Genomic DNA, 18,055 nt, shown 5'->3' with positions numbered 1-18,055 from the left:
CACCCGCGGATCGCCGTCATGGGCCCTCCGGGTGGGCCGGTCCCGTCTGGTGGGCGATGACGACGAGTGGGGCCCGGCAGGGCGCCGCGGGCCGGGCCGGCGAGCGGACGAGCGTGGACGGCGGCGGCGTGGCGGCATGGCGGGGTGACGGCGTGGCGGGATGGTGGCGTGACCGCAGGGCGGGATGGTCGCGTGGCCGCATGGCGGGATGGTGGCGTGACCGCATGGCCGCACGGCCGCGGGACGGCATGGAGGTGTGGCGGCTCGGTGGCCGAGCCCGGCTCGGGGCTCATTCCCGGCGCCCCACGAAGACCGGGTTGGTCATCGCGGCCATCGGGCCCGGGAGGCCCGGGGTGGTGGCGGGATGGCGGACCTCCGCGCGGAGGTAGGCGGCGTTGTCGGGGGTCGTCCGCCAGGTGAGAGTGCCGTGGCCCGAGGGCGGGAACGGGGCCGTGTACAGCCGTCCCTGGTCGGTGACGAAGGAGGCCGTGCAGCCCGGTGCGCCGCTGACCGTCAGCCGGGCGGTGATCTCGGAGGCGCCGGGGGCGTCCAGGCGCTCGCCGATCCCGGCGTGTTCGCCGTGCGCGCCGGTGACGGAGAAGGCCAGGTCGACCTTCGCGGACTCGGCGATCCAGACGCGGCCCGCCCGGATGCCGTCCAACAGCGCCCGGCGGGAGAGGTCGTCGGCGAGCACCACGGTCTGCGGCAGGCCGACGACATCCGGATCGCGGTGGGCGTCGCTGTGGCCGACGGCCGGCAGCCAGTCGGCGCGGCCCTGGACGTGCGCCACCAGGGTGTTGTCCCACTCGGCGAGGGTGACCTCGTCATCGGGGGTGTACGGGCCGTTCCACACCTCCACCGCGTCGGCGTCGTTCAGCCCGAACTTCCAGTTGCAGCCGATGCAGGTGGCGTGCGGATGCGCGGGGATGACCAGTCCGCCGGCCCGCCGCACGGCGCGGGCGTACCTGCCGAAGGCGTTGTCGCGGGCACGGTAGCGCCAGTCGAGGAAGACCCCGGGGTCGGTGCCCATCGCCACCACGTGGCCGTTGCGGGTGGTGATCTCCTCTCCGGTGAGGATCAGCAGGTCATCGCCCCACAGGCCCTCCCAGGCGCGGTGTGAGGAGGTGGTGTTGTGCTCGGTGGTGGTCAGGAAGTCCAGCCCGGCGGCGCGGGCCAGCGCGGCGATCTCGGCAGGAGTGCGCTTGCCGTCGGAGTGCACGGAGTGCAGATGGCTGTCCCCGCGGTACCAGGCGCGGCCGCGGCCCCGGGCGCGCTCGGGCGGATGGACGGGAGCCGGGGTGCGGCCCCGGGGGCCGTACCGCAGGGTGACGGTGACGTCGTAGGACAGTCCCTGCGGCGCGACCGTGTACGGGCCGAGGGCGATGTGCCAGGTGCCGGCGTTGACGGGGCCCGGGAGATAGCCGGGGGTGGCGTCATCGGCGCGCAGGAAGAACTCCGTGCGCGCCCCGCCCGACCAGCCGCGGAAACCGGCGCCGCCGAGGGCGGTGCCCCGCTCGTCGAAGATGCCGATGTCGCAGGCGTTGCCCACCGTGCCCTCGGGGACGGCGGGCCGGTCATAGGTGTAGGAGACGGCGATCTCGCGGACGCCGTGCGGGACTTCGACGGGCAGATGGACGAAGTCCGGCGCGCCCGTGGGCAGATGGCCGGTGACGCGGCGGGTCCGCTCGCCGGGCCCGCCCGCGGGCAGCCCGTCCGCGGGTGCCGCGTCGGCGAAGCTCACACGTCCGAGCGTAAGCGCGCCCGCCGCGCCCGCAACCGCCGAAAGTCTCAGGACCTCGCGTCGTTCCATCCCCGCCCCCTTGCCGAGTGGTGTCCGTGCCGTGTCGCCGTGCGGTCGGCTCGTTGCGCCGCGTGAACTGTTGTACGCGGAGCGGGACACGCGGCGAAAGGGCTGTGGATAACCGTTGACCGGTGAGGCACCATGCGGTCACCCACACGTCTGACGGAGGTTTCCCCATGCGGATCGCGACCACGATCTTCCTGACGGACGAGACGATCCGGCCGGACCGGCTGGGCCACGAACTGGAGCAGCGCGGATTCGCCGGGCTCTACCTCCCCGAACACACCCACATCCCCGTCAGCCGCGACACCCCCGCGCCCATGGGCGAACCCCTGCCCCGCGAATACGGCCGCACCCTCGACCCGTTCATCGCGCTCGGCCAGGCCGCCGCGGTCACCGAGCGGCTCGCCCTGGGCACCGGCATCACCCTCGTCGGCCAGCACGATCCGGTCGACCTCGCCAAGCAGGTCGCCACCCTCGACTTCCTCTCCGGGGGCCGCTTCACCCTCGGCGTCGGCTACGGATGGAACGTCGAGGAAGCCGCCGACCACGGGGTGGAGTGGTCGACGAGGCGGGAGCTGGCCCGGGACCGGGTGGCGCTGATGCGCGCCCTGTGGGCCGGGGAACCGACCGCGTACCAGGGCGCATTCGGCTCCGTACGGGCCTCCCTCGCGTTCCCCAAGCCGGTGCACGGCGCGCCACGCATCCTGCTGGGCGGCGCGGCCGGGCCCAAGCTCTTCGGGCAGATCGCGGCCTACGCGGACGGGTGGCTGCCGATCGGCGGGCGGGGACTGAGCGAGACCGTGCCGGCGCTGCGACAGGCGTGGACGGACGCCGGCCGCACCGGCGAGCCCGTCGTGGTGCCGTACGCGGTCCGTCCCTCGCCCGGGAAGCTGGCGCACTACCGCGAGCTGGGCCTGGCGGAAGTGGTCCTGCAGCTGCCGGCGGCCGGGGAGGCGGAAGTCCTGCGGACGCTCGACGACTTCGCGCAGTATCTGTGACGCAGGGGAGCGGGGCGTAAGGGGACGGTGACGGCCGGGGGGAGTGACGGCCGCCTTCCCCGGGGCGCCGGCGGGGCGTGGCCGCCTCCCGCCACGCCCCGCCGGCGAGCCCTAGGACCATCGGTGTACCGTCCCCCGCCCAGAGGGCGACCGAAGGCCGTTCCGGGAGCGCCCGCGCAGTCGTAGCGTCGTAGGTGAGGACTCCCGCAGCCGGTCATCCCGGAGGCTCAGGGGTCCGCAGGAGTCCGGTCAGCGGCCCCGGAAGAGCGACGGCCGGCCCGCCCCCCCGTGGTGCGGGGGCGGCGCCGGCCACGGGCCCGGAGAGAGCAAGGAGACCCCATGCCCCGCCTCGACCACACGATCGTGCACAGCACCGACCGGTTCGCCTCCGCCAGGTTCCTGGCCGAGCTGCTCGGCGCGCCCGAACCGAAGGCGTACGGCCCCTTCGCCGCCCTCAAGCTGGACAACGGGGTGGCCCTCGACTACGCCGAGCACGTCGCCGGCGGCCGCGAGTTCGTCCCCACGCACTACGCGTTCCTGGTGACCGAGGAGGAGTTCGACGCGATCTTCGCGCGCATACAGGAGCGCGAGCTGTCCTACTGGGCCGACCCCCTGCACCACCGGCCACAGGAGATCAACACCCTGGACGGCGGCCGGGGTCTCTACCTCAACGACCCCGACGGCCACAACATGGAGTTCCTGACCCGGACCTACTCCGAGGAGCTGCTGGCCGGGATGTAGGCATGCGGTGAGCCGCCGCCGGGAAGTGCCCGCACGGGCGTGGCCGGAACCTCCGCCCGTAGTGATCAGCGGCACAGCAGCCGCTGCGTTCTCCGGCGGCGGCGCTGTCGGTGGGCGCTCGTATCCTCGGAGGATGACTTCCAGCGCGCAGGGACCTGACCAGGCATCCGACCAAGGGACCGACCGCGACCTCACCCTTGGACCCACCCGCGGGAGCCGGCCCACGGCCAACGCCATGCGCCGTGCGCTCAAGCGGGCCCGGGACGGCGTGGCGCTGGACGCCGGCGAGGCCACGGTGCTGCTCCAGGCCCGCGGCGAGGACCTGCGGGACCTGTGCGCCTCCGCGGCCCGGGTGCGGGACGCCGGCCTGGAGGCCGCCGGCCGCCCCGGAGTCCTCACCTACTCGCGCGGCGTCTTCCTCCCCCTGACGCGGCTGTGCCGGGACAAGTGCCACTACTGCACCTTCGTCACCGTCCCCGGCAAGCTGCGCCGGGACGGCCACGGGATGTTCATGTCGCCCGACGAGGTGCTGGACATCGCCCGCCGCGGCGCCGAAATGGGCTGCAAGGAGGCCCTGTTCACGCTCGGCGACAGGCCGGAGGACCGCTGGCCCGAGGCCCGCGAGTGGCTGGAGGCGCACGGTTACGACGACACGCTGTCCTATGTACGTGCCATGGCCATCCGCGTCCTGGAGGAGACCGGTCTGCTGCCGCACCTCAACCCCGGTGTGCTGTCCTGGACGGACTTCCAGCGCCTCAAGCCCGTGGCGCCCTCCCTGGGGATGATGCTGGAGACGACCGCCGAGCGCCTGTGGAGCGAGCCCGGCGGCCCGCACCACGGCTCGCCCGACAAGGAACCGGCCGTCCGGCTGCGCGTCCTGGAGGACGCCGGCCGCTCCAACGTCCCCTTCACCACGGGCCTGCTCATCGGCATCGGCGAGACGTACGAGGAGCGCGCGGAGTCCCTCTTCGCGCTGCGCCGCATCCAGCGTGCCTACCACGGCATCCAGGAACTGATCATGCAGAATTTCCGCGCCAAGCCGGACACGGCGATGCGCGGAGTGCCGGACACCGAGCTGGAGGAACTCGCCGCGACGATCGCGGTGGCCCGCCACCTCATGGGCCCCTCGACCCGCATCCAGGCACCGCCCAACCTCGTCGACGGCGCGTACGCCCTGCTCATCGACGCCGGGATCGACGACTGGGGCGGCGTCTCCCCGCTGACGCCGGACCACGTCAACCCCGAGCGCCCCTGGCCGCAGATCGAGGAACTCACCGCGCGCTGCGCCGCCGCCGGCTTCGAGCTGCGCGAACGGCTCCCCATCTACCCGGAGTTCCTCCAGCGCGGCGAGCCCTGGCTCGACCCCCGCCTGCTGCCCCATGTCCGTGCGCTCGCCGACCCGGAGACGGGCCTGGCGGTGGAGGACGCACCCGTGGTGGGCCGCCCCTGGCAGGAGCCCGACGAGGGCTTCACGATGAGCTCCTCGGGCCGTACGGACCTGCACCGCACCATCGACACCGACGGCCGCACGACCGACCGCCGCGACGACTTCGACGAGGTCTACGGCGACTGGGAGGCGCTGCGCGAGGCCGCCGCCCCCGGGATGGTGCCCGAGCGCCTCGACGCCGACGTGCGGCAGGCGCTGTCACAGGCCGCCGACGACCCCACCCGGCTCAGCGACGCCGAGGCGCTCGCACTGCTGCACGCCGACGGACCGGCCCTGGACGCCCTCTGCACCATCGCCGACACCCTGCGCCGCGACACCGTGGGCGACGACGTCACCTACATCGTCACCAGGAACATCAACTTCACCAACGTCTGCTACACCGGCTGCCGCTTCTGCGCGTTCGCCCAGCGCCGCACCGACGCCGACGCCTACACCCTCTCCCTCTCCCAGGTCGCCGACCGCGCCCAGCAGGCCTGGGACGTGGGCGCGGTGGAGGTGTGCATGCAGGGCGGCATCCACCCCGATCTGCCCGGCACCGCGTACTTCGACATCGCGCGGGCCGTCAAGGAACGCGTCCCGGGGATGCATGTGCACGCCTTCTCGCCCATGGAGGTCGTCAACGGCGCCACGCGCACCGGGCTGTCGATCCGCGAGTGGCTGACCGAGGCCAGGGCCGCCGGCCTGGGCTCGATCCCCGGCACCGCCGCCGAGATCCTCGACGACGAGGTCCGCTGGGTCCTGACCAAGGGCAAACTGCCCACCGCCACCTGGGTCGAGGTCATCAAGACCGCCCATGAGCTGGGCATCCGCTCGTCCTCGACGATGATGTACGGCCATGTCGACCAGCCGCGCCACTGGCTGGGCCATCTGCGGCTGCTCTCGCGGATCCAGCAGGAGACCGGAGGCTTCACGGAGTTCGTCACCCTCCCCTTCATCCACACCAACGCCCCCGTCTACCTCGCCGGCATCGCCCGCCCCGGCCCCACCACCCGCGACAACCGCGCGGTCACGGCCATGGCCCGGGTGCTGCTCCACCCCCACCTCACCAACATCCAGACCAGCTGGGTCAAGCTCGGCACGGAGGGCGCCGCCGAGATGCTCCGCTCCGGCGCCAACGACCTGGGCGGCACCCTGATGGAGGAGACCATCTCCCGGATGGCGGGCTCCAGTTACGGCTCCTACCGTTCCCTCGCCGACCTGACCGCCATCGCCGACCTGGCCGGCCGCCCCGCACGCCCGCGCACCACGACCTACGGCCCGGTCCCCGAGGAACGCCGCGCCGCCGCCCTCGCCTCGGACGGCCGTCTGCCGGAGCTGCTGCCGGTCGTGGAGTAGCGGGGGTAACGAGGTAACGGGGCCGGCGCCGGCTTCGTTACTCCCCGCCCTCGTACTCGGCCTCGTGCTGCAGGATGCACTGCTGCCACTGCGACAGTGCCTCCTCGCGGTCGCCTCCGCTGTCCTGGGCGGCGACGATCAGCGCGTCGGCGGCCATCGCGGCGAGCCGTACGGCGATATGGCAGACATCGCTCTGGGGGAGCGGACGGAGGAGTTCCACCGCGCCGTCGCTGTCCCCGGAGAGCGCGGAGGCGACAACGGCCATGGTGGTGCGATCCCACTCGTACTCGGACATGGGGACAGCATGCCCAGCGCACGGGGCCGCCATGATCGAACGGTTGACCCCCGGGCGGGGACCGGGTGGCCCCGCCGTCCCCCGGCCCGGCGCCGCCCGCCCCGCGTCAGCCCAGTGCGCGCACCGGACTGCCCGCCAGAAAGGCGGTGATGTCCTCGACGGCCTGCGGGAAGTAGCCCTCGTAGTTGCGGCGGGTGACATAGCCGAGGTGGGGGAGGGCGAGCACGTTCGGCAGGGTGCGCAGCGGGTGGCCGGCGGGCAGCGGCTCCCGGTCGAAGACGTCCAGGCCGGCGCCCGCGATCCAGCCCTCCCGCAGCGCCCGCAGCAGCGCGGACTCCTCGACGAGGGCCGCGCGGGAGGTGTTGACGAGGTACGCCGTGGGCCGCATCCGGCGCAGTGCGTCGGCGCCGAGCAGGCCGCGGGTGCGGTCGCCGAGCACGAGGTGGACGGAGACGAAGTCGCCGGACTCCAGCAGCTCTTCCTTGGAGGCGGCGCGCCGCACGCCCGCCTCCGCGGCGCGCTCATCGGTCAGATTCCGGCTCCAGGCGGTCACGTTCATCCCGAAGGCCTGGCCGATCCGGGCGACCCGGGTGCCGATCCTGCCGAGCCCGAGCAGGCCGAGCGTGCGGCCGTGCAGATCCGCGCCGAGCGTGCTCTGCCAGGGCCCGTCGGCGCGCAGCGCGGCACTCTCGGTGGCGACGTGGCGGGCGAGGCCCAGGATCAGCGCCCAGGTCAGCTCGACCGGCGGCTCGGTGTGGCTCGCGGTGCCGCAGACCGTGACGCCGTGCCGGGTGGCGGCCGCCAGATCGATGGCGGCGTTGCGCATCCCGGAGGTGACCAGGAGCCGCAGCCGGGGCAGCCGGGCCAGGAGCGAGGCGGGGAACGGGGTGCGCTCGCGCATCGCGACGACGATCTCGCAGTCGCCGATCGCGGCCACCACCTCGTCCTCGGAGCCGAGGTGCCGCCGCAGCGCACGGACGTCCACGGTGCCCGCCAGGGGGGACCAGTCGGCCATCGACAGGGCGACGTCCTGGTAGTCGTCGAGGACGGCGCAGCGCAACGTCATGCGGGTTCTCCCGAGGGCGAGGGGACGGCAGGGTCCGGATGGTGCTGAACGGGACCGTACCGGCCAAAGGCCTCCTTGCGAGTGACTATTCGCATTACCCTCCTGGCCAAAAATTGATCAATCCTGACCGATTACAGTGCTGCCCCGGGGGGCCTCTGCTAGGCCCCCGAACGTCGTGAGCTTCGGGAGGCGCAGTGAGCGCAGCGGGAGGCGGCGCCATCTGGGGGCGCGCGGAACAGCAGGACTTCCGCAGCCGGGTGCGCGGCTGTCTGCTCGGCGGCGCCCTCGGTGACGCACTGGGCGCCGGTATCGAATTCGACTCGCTGGACGCGATCCGCACGGCGCACGGCCAGGACGGCGTCACGGACCTGGTGCCCGCCTTCGGGCGGCGCGGCGCGGTCACCGACGACACCCAGATGACCCTGTTCACCGTGGACGGACTGATCCGGGCGCAGGTCCGCCGTGACACCGGGGCCTGGCACCCGCCGACCGACGTCCACCGCGCCTATCTGCGCTGGGCCGCCACCCAGCGCGACTGGGGACCCGACGAGCGCAGGAAGGACGACGGCTGGCTCGCCCGCGAGGAGTGGCTGTACTCCCGCCGCGCGCCCGGCCGGGCCTGCCTGAGCGGACTCGGCGACGAGGCGATGGGCACCCTGGAGGCGCCCAAGAACCCGGACTCCAAGGGCTGCGGCGCGGTCATGCGCTCCGCGCCGTTCGGGCTCCTGGTCGGCTGGGAGCCCCAGCTGGTCTTCCAGCTCGCCGCCGAGTGCGCCGCCCAGACCCACGGCCACCCCACCGGCTATCTGGCCGCCGGCGCCTTCGCGGTCATCAGCCACTCCCTGGCCCGCGGCGAGGTGCTCGACGGCGCCGTGCAGAAGGCTCTGGCCCATCTGGCCACCCGCCCGGGCCACGAGGAGACCTCCGACGCCCTCAAGCGCGCGCTCGGCGCCGTACGGCAGGGGATGCCGACACCCGCCCGGGTGGAGTCGCTGGGCGAGGGCTGGACGGCCGAGGAGGCGCTCGCGATCGGGGTGTACTGCGCACTGGTCGCCGAGGACATCCGGCACGGGCTGCTGCTCGCCGTCAACCACGGCGGCGACAGCGACTCCACCGGTGCCGTCTGCGGCAATCTGCTGGGCACCCTGCACGGCGAGACGGCGCTGCCGCCGGAGTGGCTGGCCGAGCTGGAGGGCCGGGGCACGATCCTGCAGCTGGCCGACGACTTCTCGATGGAGATGACCCAGGGGGCCGCGCTGCACGGCCCGGCCGGCTCCTCGCCGGGGTGGCTGGCCCGCTACCCCCGGGCCTAGGGGGAACCGTCGGCCGCCCGCCTACCGCATCAGCTCCCCCGCGTTGACCAGCAGCGACTGGCCCGTGATGGCGCGCGCCCGGTCGGAGGCCAGGAAGACCGCGGTCTCGGCCACGTCCGCGTCCGTCGCGAGCTCGGGCAGCGCCATCCGCGCGGTGAGGCGGTCGAGGACCTCGGACTCCGGGACGCCCTCGGTGTGCGCCTGGAAGCGTACATAGGCCTCCACCGGCGGGCCCCACATCCAGCCCGGCTGCACGGTGTTGACCCGGATCCGGTCCGGTCCCAGCTCCCGCGCCAGCGAGTACATGGCCGAGACCAGCCCACCCTTGGACGCCGCATACGCCGCCTGCTGCACCTGCGAGGGCGCGGCGAGGGACGACTGGGTGCCGATCATCACCACCGAGCCGCCGCCGCGCGCCGTGAGCGAGGGCAGACAGGCGCGGGTCATCCGCAGCGTGCCGAAGAGGTTGATGTCCACGACACGGTGCCAGGACTCGAAGTCGGCGTCCCGCAGACCTCCGAAGAGCGAGTCCAGCGCGGCCACATGGATCACCGCGTCGATCCCGCCGAACCGCTCCACGGCCAGGGCGGCCAGCGCCGCGCACTGCGCCTCGTCGGCGATATCGGTCGCCCGCCAGGCCGTCCGCGCGCCCGAAGGGTCCAGTTGCTCCGCCGACGTGGCGAGATGCTCCGCCGTGCGGGCGCCCAGCACCACCGAGGCGCCGTCCCGCAGGCAGGCCGCCACGACCTGCCGGCCGAGCCCGGCCCCCACGCCCGAGACGATGACGGTCTTGTTCCGCAGCAGCATGCGCGCCTCCCGGCCGGGCCGTCCCGTACGTTCCGCGTTCCTGATGGCGCGTCAGGATAGGCGCGGGGTCCGCGGAAGGCCAGAGCCCGGCCGCGCACGGGGGCCCGCGGAGGCGGCCGGCCGCGGCCCGTGGCGTTCACCCGTCCAGGCAGCCACCGCCCGCCGCACTCATCCGTGACCGCCGGCGTGCTCCAGCGCCTTGCGCAGCCGGCCGAGCCCTTCGCGGATCTCCTCCGGGGAGTGCGTCACGAACGACAGCCGGGCGGCGGTGGCGTCCGGCGTCCCGGCGAAGAACGGCGCCCCGGGGACGTAGGCGACATCGTGCCGCACCACCTCCGGCAGCAGCGCCGTGGCGTCGTACCCCCGCGGCAGCGTCGCCCACACGAACATCCCGCCCGCCGGACGGTTCCACCGCGAGCCCTCGGGCAGCGCCTCGGGCAGCCCGTCGACCAGCGCGTCGCGCCGTGCGCGGTAGGCCGTGCGCACCCGTGTCAGATGCGCGTCCAGATCGGCGACCGCCAGATACCGCGCCGCGGCGGCCTGGTCGACGGTCGAGGTGTGCAGATCGGCGGCCTGCTTGGCGATCACACACGCGCGCCGCAGGGCGGCCGGCGCGCGCAGCGTCCCCAGCCGCAGCCCGGGGGCCATGATCTTGGAGAACGAGCCGAGCAGCGCCGTACGGTCCTCGGCCCCGGGGAAGGAGGCGACCCACGGCACCGCTTCGCCCTCGAAGCGCAGCTCGCCGTACGGATCGTCCTCGGCTATCCACAGGCCGCGCCGGGCGGCGACCTCGGCCACCGCGGCCCGGCGCCCGGCGGACAGCGTGCGGCCGGTCGGATTCTGGAACGTCGGCACGAGGTAGAGCAGTTTGGGCCGCTCGCGCGCGGTGATCTCGTCCAGCGCGACCGGATCCAGCCCCTCGTCGTCGGTCGGCACCGGCACCACCCGGGCGCCGGCGAAGGAGAAGATCTGCAACGCGGCGAGGTAGCAGGGGTCCTCGACCAGCACCACGTCGCCGGGCTCCAGCAGGGTCGTGGCCAGCAGCGTCAGCCCCTGCTGGGAGCCGGTGGTCACGAGCAGATCGTCGGCGCCGGTGACCAGGCCGCGCGCGGTGGTGCGCGCCGCAACGGCCGCGCGCAGCTCCGGATCCCCCTCCGTCGTGGAGTACTGCAGGGCACGCGACGGATCCTCGGCGAGCACCTGCGCGAAGGCGGCCGCGATGCCCTCCGCGTCGAACAGCTCGGGTGCGGGCAGCCCGCCGGCGAACGAGATGACCTCGGGCCGGGCGGTGAGCGCCAGGATCTCGCGCACGGGCGAACCACCGGTCCGCGCCGCCCGGGTGGCGAGCCCGGGCACCGGCACACCCGCCCGGTCACCTGGTACGTCCGGCATGGCGACTCCCCTCGTGACCGGTCCGCGCGACGGCTGAGCGGCGGACGACACGAGCTTAGGCGGGGCGGTCGGGGGTGCACAGGTTTTCCACAGGGCGAACCCGGCCCCGGCAGGAGGCGCCGGACGGCACGGTGCCGGAGGTGCGCCGCGCGGGATGTGCTGGGGGTGCCGCACCCCTGGCGTCATATCTGACGGAGCGTCAAAATTGTTTCCCCGTACACACCGCAGCCCCGGGAGGACCGTCATGAGCGAGGCCGGCGATCTGGAGACCTATGCCCGGCTGGCGGGCACGGGCCCCTACGGTGTGCGCCCGGGGCATGCCCTCCTCACGATGGTGGAGCCGCACGCCGGACACGAGCGCGCCTACAACCGCTGGTACGAGGACGACCACTTCATCGCCGGGGCCATGGCCATGCCATGGATGTACGCGGGCCGCCGGTGGGTGGCGACGCGCGACCTCCAGCTCCTGCGGTATCCGGCGGCGTCCGCGATCGCCGAGCCCGTGACAAACGGGTGCTATATCTCCACATACTGGGTCACTGAGGGGCGCTATTCGGAGCACCTGAAGTGGAGTGTGGGAATCAATCAGCGTCTCCACCGCGACGGCCGCGTCCATCACGACCGCACCCATGTCTTTACGGCGTTCCACGGCCACCTGGCCACGGTGTATCGCGACAAAAACGACGGGCCCCGGGACATTCACGCGCTGAATTACCCCTACGACGGTTTGGTCGTGGAGGTTATCGATGCGGCCGGCCCGGATGAGCGTGAGAATCTTCTGGAGTGGCTGTGCGCGCGGCACCTTCCGGAACGGTTGTCCGGATCGCCCGCGGCCATGGTGCTGATCTTTCGTCCGCACCCCTTGCCGGACGACCGAATGTCCTACGTCGATCAGGTCGCCGGCGTGGATACCCGGCTGACGCTTCTGTGGTTCCTGGAACAGGATCCACGCGCGTGCTGGAACGAGCACTTCACCGGGCTCGATTCCCTGGTGGCGGAACACGGTGCGGGCACCGTCGAATTCGTCGCGCCGTTCATTCCCACCGTGCCGGGAACCGATCGCTATGTGGACGAACTCCGCTGACGTGAGGCCGCTCCGTCCCGGAGGAAGGCGGGGGCGGGGCGGCGCGACGGGCGAGGCTGAGCCCCCTCGGCCAGGACGGCGGACCAGTCGAGAGGGCTCGTATCGTGACGCGGGCGAGAAGCGTGTCAGGCGCTGCCAAGGCGTCCGTGGTCGATATCCGACAGCAGGGCCGTCCATGCCTGCGCGGAGAAGGAGAGAACCGGTCCGTGGGCGGCCTTGCTGTCACGCACGCCGACAACGGAGTCGGCCACACGGGCCACCTCGACGCAATTTCCGTCCTTACCCGAGTATGACGACTTCCGCCACATCAGATCGGTGTTGAGATTCCTCGTCATTTGCACTCCCGTGCGTTCAGGTGGGCGAGAAGTGGTGACTTCTCGGGGTGCTGATGACGCTACGCTCCAACATCGCTAACGGGAGGAGCCGCTCACTCGACCGGATGACATATGCCGGAGGGCTCTTCCTTCGCAGTACGGTGGTGGTGTACTTTCCGGCCCGCCGGATCAGGCCGCGTACTCCTTGGCCACATCTGAGATGAATTTGCGTGTCTCGTCCGCATTCAGTGCTTGGGCCCGGAGATGTTCGTACATGATCCCGTACTTGTGCACGTCCCCGTGCTTCTCCAGGTAGAGGTCGCTGGTGACGCCCTCCAGATAGACCGTGGTCGAGTCCGAGGGGTCGTCGAACTCCAGGATGGAGAACGTCCCGGTCATTCCGGGGTGGGAACCCACCGAGTACGGCACCACCTGGAGCGTGACGTGGGGCAGCAGGCTCAACTCGACGAGCCGCTCCAGCTGTTCGCGCATCGTGCGGCGGTCCCCGACGACGCGGCGGGTGGCCGACTCGTCGATCACGGCCCAGAAGCGGAGCGGGGCCTCGGGGGCGTGCAGCCGCTGCTGCCGCTTGAGGCGCACGCCGACCCGGCTCTCGACGTCTTCCGGGGTGGCCTCCGGCCACATCCCGCGGATCACCGCCTCCGCGTACTCCGGCGTCTGGAGCAGGCCGGGCACCAGGAGTGACTCGTAGTTCCGCACGGAGAGCGCGTCGGCTTCCAGCCCGATGTAGACGCTGTAGCTCGGCGAGAGGCTTCCGAAGGCGTGCCACCAGCCCTGCTGGCGGGACTCCTTCGCCATTTGCATCAGAGATTCGACCATGTGCTGGTCGGCCACCTCGTAGACCCCGCAGAGATCGCGTACGTCCCGCTGGCTGATGCTGCGGCGGCCGTTCTCCAGGCGGCTGATCTTCGACTGGGAGACCAGCAGCCGGTCCGCCACTTCTTCTGCCGTCATGCCTTTGGCCTCGCGCAGCCTGCGCAGCTCCTGGCCCAATCGGCGTCGCCTGACGGTGGGGTTGACATTGGACGCCACGCTAAGTGCACCTCCGGCTCCGTACTGCTGTTTTCTGTTCAGCAGACTGCCACCAACGGTCCGCATCGCGCTGGCAAATGGCTGGACAAGGTGGTCAGGCTGGAAATTTGGGGCCGGAACCGGTAAAGCGCGGCGGGGCGGACACAGAGGCGCGGGGTGGCGGGCCGACCGCTTGTGACATCGGTCGGCCCGCCACCCCGCGCCGTGTGCTGCGGCTCCCGAACGGGATCGTGGGGGTGGTGGTGCGCGCGGTACCTGTGCGCGTGCACTACCTGTATGGGTGCTGTCGGTGGTGCGGAACGGTGTCCGCCGGGGTCAGCGGGCGCCCACCCGGGCCATCCTGCCGTGACCGTGCCGCGACTGGCCCGGCGCGCCGGCCGGTTCCGCGGTGGCCCGGGCCGCCGGTTGCCGCACCGGCGCCACGGCGGCGGCCTGCGGCCTGCGGGGCTGGGCCCCGACGCCGTTCTGCACATCCATGACGGCGTGCGCGACCAGCCCGCCCATCGGGTCGTGGCGGATCAGATCCCGGAGACGGGAGCGCGATGACCGCCCTTCGTTCCCGGGGTACAGATGCTTGCCGAGCCCGACCGCATGGGCCAGCGCGGCCAGCGCCGCGGTCCGCGGGTCCGGGGGTACGCCGGTGCGGATCGCGTTGTCCAGCCGGGTCCTGATCTCCCGGCTGATGGCCGTCTCCGTCGCCTGGTAGCGCGTCGTCGGCAACACCCCGCACATCTGGCCCGCCACGGCATGCACCATGCCGCACCGTTCGAGATGCGTGAGGTAGGTCTGGCGCAGCCCGAGTCGGGGCCCGCCGATCCAGTGGACCGCGCGCACCGGACTGCCGCGTCGGCGCAGCAATTCGAGCGCGGAGTCCAGTGTTGGATCTCCTGTCGGCCGTGCCATCACCACGGCGATACGATCCCCGTCTGGGGCTATCCGTCCTGCCAGAGCCAGCTCTACTAGCTGGGCCCCGGCCAGGCCGAGGTCGAGCGACTGCGGCTGTGCTGTGGTGCCCGTGGCCGGGTCCAAAGCCAGCAGCAGAAGCTCCTCCGGAATTGTTCTGCGGCTCCTGCCCATCCATGCCTCCCCGCGTGGATGAGTGACAGGGTGACCCCTCTCACATTCATCTGTCGAGGGTGCGTGGGGGGTTCGGTAGGGAACCGGTAGGTATGTCGTTCTCGTCTTGCACGTCGGCGACATCTTTCTGCGGGGTGTGACGCGTCCTGGTACGCGTGGCGGCGAGATGGTGCTGCGCATACACAGGACACTTGGAAACACTGGGCCAAGGCAGGCAGTGCGACAAATGAAGGAGACATCGGTGGCGGGCGAGTCCCCCGACAAGTCGGACAAGAAGCAGTCGTCGGGGGAGACGGCGCGGAGCGAACGTGATCCGCGCCTGTCCGCCTTCCGCCGAGAGCCGGACGAGCCGGCGAAGCAGCAGGAATCGGGGGCGGGGGAAGACGCGCGCCCGAAGGACGGTCCGAAGAACGGCTCGCAGTCCGCGGCCGGCGGGAAGTCCGCGGCCAAGGACGCATCGAAGCCGAAGTCCGCGAAGTCGGCGTCCGTGAAGCCGGAGGCCGGGAAGCCGGCGGCCGCGGGCGACGCGAAGGCCGTGGAGCCGTCCGAGGGGGAGGCTGCGGACTCGTCCGAGGTGTCCGGAGGAAGTGGTGCCTCCGAGGCCGCTGAGGCGTCTCAGGGGGCCGCTGAGGGCGATGGGGGCGGTGGGGGTGGCGACGACCGCCTCCGCGCCGCTGTGGCCGCCTGGGTGGCGGGGACGGACGACGAAGAGGCCGAGGGCGACGCCGGGGCCGAGGCTGCCGACGGCGCAGACGCAAAGCCGGAGCCGGACACGAAGTCCGGGGCCGAGGGTGAGTCCGCGGCCGATGCCGCGTCGTTGCCGCGCCAGGCCGGGCCCGTCGATCAGCCGACCGCGGTGTTCAAGACCACCGGGTCGCGGAAGGGTGAGCCCGCCGGTGCGGACGGCAAGGCGGAGAAGGGCGAGGACGCGGGCGACGGCGACGGCGGTGACGCCGAGGAGGCGCCGGCCGACGAGGCGACCCGGGTGTTTGCCATTGCGAAGCTGAAGGGGAAGGGCGCGGCGACCGAGTCCGTCGACCAGGCGACCACCGCGTTCAAGATCAACCCGCAGGCCAAGGCCAAGGACGAGGACGAGGACGCGGCCAAGGCCAGGCCCGGGAGCACCGGCAAGACCGACGCCAAGGCCGACCCCGAGGCAGGCCCCAAGGCGACGCCACGGGCCGACGCCAAGGACACCTCCGACGGCGACGGCGAGTCCGGTGCCGCGAAGGACGGCGACGCCAAGGGCGGCGACGCCAAGGGTGGCGCCAAGAAGGACGGCGACGCCGAGAAGGGCGCCGGCGGCAAGGCGAAGGGCGCGCCCGAGCGGGACTCGGAGCGGACCAGCCAGTTCGTGGCGCTGAAGTCGACGGACGACGGTACGGCGGGCAGGTCGCTGGGCAAGACGGCGCCCAAGACACCGGCCCGTACGCCCGACAAGGTCGCCGACAAGACGGGGGACAAGGCGGGGGACAAGGCCGAGGGCAAGGCTGCGGAGAAGTCCGCGGACCAGGACCCGGAGAAGTCTGCCGACAAGGGCGCGGACACGTCCTCGGACGAGGCGGCCGCGAAGTCCACCGGCACCACGGACAGCAAGGCGGACGCCAAGGCGGCCGCGAAGCCCGGGCAGAAGTCGCCGGAGAAGCCGGCGGCCAAGGCGCCCGGTGCGCCGCCCGCAGCCAAGCCGGCCGCGTCGCCCGGGCAGGCCGGCCGGACCGGCGCGACGCCGTCCGCCACGGAGGCCACCGGCGCGCCCGCTCCCGCCGCGCTGACCGACTCGGAGCGGACCAAGCAGGAGCCGCTGCCGCCGCTCGACCTCCTGGCGCAGCTCACCAACACCCCGCCGCCGACCGAGACGCCGCTGCGCACGGTCGTCCGCCGCTTCAAGATCTGGACCCCGCTGGCGGTGCTGCTGGCGATCGTGTTCGTGGTGGCCCAGGCGGTGCGCCCGCTGCCCAACCCGACGCTCACCGTCGGCGACGCCAAGTCCTCGTTCACCTTCGAGGGGGGCAAGCTCACCATCCCGTGGCCCGCGCAGGGGCAGGCCGCGATCAAGGTGGTGGGCTCCGGGGACCTGGGGACGTTCGGCCCGCAGAAGCCGGTGCCGACCGCGAGCGTGGCCAAGATCATGACGGCCTACGTCATCCTCCGGGACCACCCGCTCAAGAAGGACGAGAAGGGCCCGAAGATCACGGTCGACGCCAAGGCGGTGGCCGAGGGCGGCTCCACGGACGAGTCCCGGATCGAGGGGCTGAAGGCCGGGCAGAAGTTCAGCGAGCAGGACATGCTCAAGATGCTGATGATCCCGTCCGGCAACAACATCGCCCGGCTGCTGGGCCGTTGGGACACCCAGTCCGACAACGAGACGGCGTTCGTCAAGAAGATGAACACGGCCGCCAAGGACCTGGGCATGAAGAACACCACCTACACCGACCCCAGTGGCCTGGATCCCAAGACCGTCAGCACCGCGGTCGACCAGCTCAAGCTGGCCGAGGCCGTGATGAAGTTCGACGCCTTCCGGCCGATCGTCGCCATGACCAACGCCGACATCCCGGGCCTGCCGGAGCGGATCAACAGCAACATCGACAACCTGCTGCTGGCAGGCCTGAGCATCAAGGGCATCAAGACCGGCTCCAGTACGGCGGCCGGCGGCGCGCTGTCCTGGGCGGCCTACAAGACCGTCGACGGCAAGGACCGGTTGATACTGGGCACGATGATGGACCAGCACTTCAAGGGGCTGGACCCCAACGGCTCCAACAGCCTCACCCTGGTCAAGAACAACAGCCAGAAGGTCATCGAGGCCGTGCGCGACGCGCTGACCTCGGCCACGGCGGTGAAGAAGGGCCAGGTCGTCGGGTACGTCGACGACGGTCTGAACGGGCGCACGCCGGTCGTCGCCACCAAGGACCTGAAGGCGGTCGGAGTCCCGGGCCAGAAGCTGGAGTTGAGCGTCGGCGACGGCGGCAAGACCGTCCCGCACACCGCGAAGGCCGGTACCGAGGTCGGGATGCTGACCGTCGGCAACGGCCAGAGCATGCAGAAGGTGCCGGTCGCCCTGCAGAAGGACCTCGTCGAGCCGGGCTTCGGCGCGAAGCTGGTCCGCATCGGGTGAGTGCCGCCGGGGGCTCCGGGCGGCCGGCCCGGAGCCCCCGGAGTACCCGGCCGCGCTGCCCGCGAGCCCACCCGGCCCACCACCTCATCCCCGGGCCGACACGGGCCCGTCCGCTGCTCGTGAGCCTGTCTTTCTGACTGTCTGTCCGTCCGTCCCGTGCGTGACCGGAGTCCGTCATCGACGTAGCGCAAGCACAGAAGACCTACGCGCCCGCCGT

14 protein-coding genes are annotated in these 18,055 nt (G+C 72.2%); 6 read left to right on the top strand and 8 right to left on the bottom strand.

Annotation, left to right across the window (positions count from 1 at the left end; genetic code table 11):
• Positions 1-289: 289 nt before the first annotated feature.
• Positions 290-1,810, bottom strand: a complete 1,521-nt coding sequence (locus ACQP17_RS15810; protein WP_433856893.1) for a CehA/McbA family metallohydrolase — start codon at positions 1,808-1,810, stop codon at positions 290-292.
• Positions 1,811-1,977: 167 nt separating this feature from the next.
• Here ACQP17_RS15810 and ACQP17_RS15805 point away from each other — a divergent pair, with 167 nt between their 5' ends.
• The 3 genes from ACQP17_RS15805 (at position 1,978) to ACQP17_RS15795 (ending at position 6,325) form a co-directional block, all read left to right on the top strand.
• Positions 1,978-2,802, top strand: coding sequence for a TIGR03619 family F420-dependent LLM class oxidoreductase (locus ACQP17_RS15805; RefSeq protein WP_364882635.1), 825 nt, complete (start codon positions 1,978-1,980; stop codon positions 2,800-2,802).
• 339 nt (positions 2,803-3,141) lie between these two features.
• Positions 3,142-3,543, top strand: coding sequence for a VOC family protein (locus ACQP17_RS15800; RefSeq protein ID WP_433856892.1), 402 nt, complete (start codon positions 3,142-3,144; stop codon positions 3,541-3,543).
• A 133-nt stretch (positions 3,544-3,676) separates the two neighbouring features.
• Positions 3,677-6,325, top strand: coding sequence for a bifunctional FO biosynthesis protein CofGH (locus ACQP17_RS15795; protein ID WP_433856891.1), 2,649 nt, complete (start codon positions 3,677-3,679; stop codon positions 6,323-6,325).
• Between the two features lie 37 nt (positions 6,326-6,362).
• Here the strand turns inward: ACQP17_RS15795 and ACQP17_RS15790 are convergent, their stop codons facing one another.
• Together ACQP17_RS15790 and ACQP17_RS15785 are read right to left on the bottom strand one after the other, a co-directional pair.
• Positions 6,363-6,620 carry a hypothetical protein gene (locus ACQP17_RS15790; RefSeq protein WP_040900550.1) on the bottom strand — a complete coding sequence of 86 codons (258 nt, stop codon included), beginning with the start codon at positions 6,618-6,620 and terminating at the stop codon, positions 6,363-6,365.
• Between the two features lie 106 nt (positions 6,621-6,726).
• On the bottom strand, positions 6,727-7,686 hold the full coding sequence (locus ACQP17_RS15785) for a D-2-hydroxyacid dehydrogenase family protein (RefSeq protein WP_433856890.1): 960 nt from the start codon (positions 7,684-7,686) through the stop codon (positions 6,727-6,729).
• Between the two features lie 194 nt (positions 7,687-7,880).
• Here ACQP17_RS15785 and ACQP17_RS15780 point away from each other — a divergent pair, with 194 nt between their 5' ends.
• A complete protein-coding gene (locus ACQP17_RS15780) occupies positions 7,881-8,999 on the top strand; it encodes an ADP-ribosylglycohydrolase family protein (RefSeq protein ID WP_433856889.1) in 1,119 nt (372 codons plus the stop codon).
• A 21-nt stretch (positions 9,000-9,020) separates the two neighbouring features.
• Here the strand turns inward: ACQP17_RS15780 and ACQP17_RS15775 are convergent, their stop codons facing one another.
• On the bottom strand, positions 9,021-9,806 hold the full coding sequence (locus ACQP17_RS15775; RefSeq protein WP_433856888.1) for an SDR family oxidoreductase: 786 nt from the start codon (positions 9,804-9,806) through the stop codon (positions 9,021-9,023).
• Between the two features lie 168 nt (positions 9,807-9,974).
• Complete coding sequence (locus ACQP17_RS15770) at positions 9,975-11,198, bottom strand: PLP-dependent aminotransferase family protein (RefSeq protein WP_433856887.1); 1,224 nt, start codon at positions 11,196-11,198, stop codon at positions 9,975-9,977.
• A 244-nt stretch (positions 11,199-11,442) separates the two neighbouring features.
• On the opposite strand from ACQP17_RS15770, the gene ACQP17_RS15765 reads away from it, so the two are divergent.
• A complete protein-coding gene (locus ACQP17_RS15765; RefSeq protein ID WP_433856886.1) occupies positions 11,443-12,282 on the top strand; it encodes a hypothetical protein in 840 nt (279 codons plus the stop codon).
• Positions 12,283-12,407: 125 nt separating this feature from the next.
• On the opposite strand, the gene ACQP17_RS15760 is transcribed toward ACQP17_RS15765, so the two are convergent.
• The 3 genes from ACQP17_RS15760 to ACQP17_RS15750 form a co-directional block, all read right to left on the bottom strand.
• Positions 12,408-12,617 (bottom strand): DUF397 domain-containing protein, encoded by a 210-nt coding sequence (locus ACQP17_RS15760; protein WP_364882656.1) that lies wholly within the window; start codon positions 12,615-12,617, stop codon positions 12,408-12,410.
• A gap of 168 nt (positions 12,618-12,785) precedes the next feature.
• Entirely contained in the window at positions 12,786-13,649 is an 864-nt protein-coding gene (locus tag ACQP17_RS15755; RefSeq protein ID WP_364882659.1) for a helix-turn-helix domain-containing protein, read from the bottom strand.
• A gap of 315 nt (positions 13,650-13,964) precedes the next feature.
• Entirely contained in the window at positions 13,965-14,726 is a 762-nt protein-coding gene (locus ACQP17_RS15750; RefSeq protein ID WP_433856885.1) for a GOLPH3/VPS74 family protein, read from the bottom strand.
• 241 nt (positions 14,727-14,967) lie between these two features.
• Between ACQP17_RS15750 and ACQP17_RS15745 the strand changes: the two genes are divergently transcribed.
• Positions 14,968-17,838 carry a D-alanyl-D-alanine carboxypeptidase gene (locus ACQP17_RS15745; RefSeq protein ID WP_433856884.1) on the top strand — a complete coding sequence of 957 codons (2,871 nt, stop codon included), beginning with the start codon at positions 14,968-14,970 and terminating at the stop codon, positions 17,836-17,838.
• Positions 17,839-18,055: the final 217 nt, after the last annotated feature.

This window comes from Streptomyces kronopolitis, from assembly GCF_050953795.1.
Classification (GTDB): domain Bacteria; phylum Actinomycetota; class Actinomycetes; order Streptomycetales; family Streptomycetaceae; genus Streptomyces; species Streptomyces kronopolitis_A.
The sequence above is the reverse complement of the archived record's forward strand: the minus strand, read 5'-3'. Positions and strand labels throughout refer to the sequence as shown.

What these genes read in the sequence shown, in the direction of transcription:
- ACQP17_RS15765 (WP_433856886.1), top strand. Translation starts at nt 11,443, where the DNA reads ATGAGCGAGGCCGGCGATCTGGAGACCTATGCCCGGCTGGCGGGCACG.
- ACQP17_RS15810 (WP_433856893.1), bottom strand. Translation starts at nt 1,810, where the DNA reads ATGGAACGACGCGAGGTCCTGAGACTTTCGGCGGTTGCGGGCGCGGCG.
- ACQP17_RS15775 (WP_433856888.1), bottom strand. Translation starts at nt 9,806, where the DNA reads ATGCTGCTGCGGAACAAGACCGTCATCGTCTCGGGCGTGGGGGCCGGG.
- ACQP17_RS15805 (WP_364882635.1), top strand. Translation starts at nt 1,978, where the DNA reads ATGCGGATCGCGACCACGATCTTCCTGACGGACGAGACGATCCGGCCG.
- ACQP17_RS15790 (WP_040900550.1), bottom strand. Translation starts at nt 6,620, where the DNA reads ATGTCCGAGTACGAGTGGGATCGCACCACCATGGCCGTTGTCGCCTCC.
- ACQP17_RS15750 (WP_433856885.1), bottom strand. Translation starts at nt 14,726, where the DNA reads ATGGGCAGGAGCCGCAGAACAATTCCGGAGGAGCTTCTGCTGCTGGCT.
- ACQP17_RS15800 (WP_433856892.1), top strand. Translation starts at nt 3,142, where the DNA reads ATGCCCCGCCTCGACCACACGATCGTGCACAGCACCGACCGGTTCGCC.
- ACQP17_RS15760 (WP_364882656.1), bottom strand. Translation starts at nt 12,617, where the DNA reads ATGACGAGGAATCTCAACACCGATCTGATGTGGCGGAAGTCGTCATAC.
- ACQP17_RS15795 (WP_433856891.1), top strand. Translation starts at nt 3,677, where the DNA reads ATGACTTCCAGCGCGCAGGGACCTGACCAGGCATCCGACCAAGGGACC.
- ACQP17_RS15770 (WP_433856887.1), bottom strand. Translation starts at nt 11,198, where the DNA reads ATGCCGGACGTACCAGGTGACCGGGCGGGTGTGCCGGTGCCCGGGCTC.
- ACQP17_RS15785 (WP_433856890.1), bottom strand. Translation starts at nt 7,686, where the DNA reads ATGACGTTGCGCTGCGCCGTCCTCGACGACTACCAGGACGTCGCCCTG.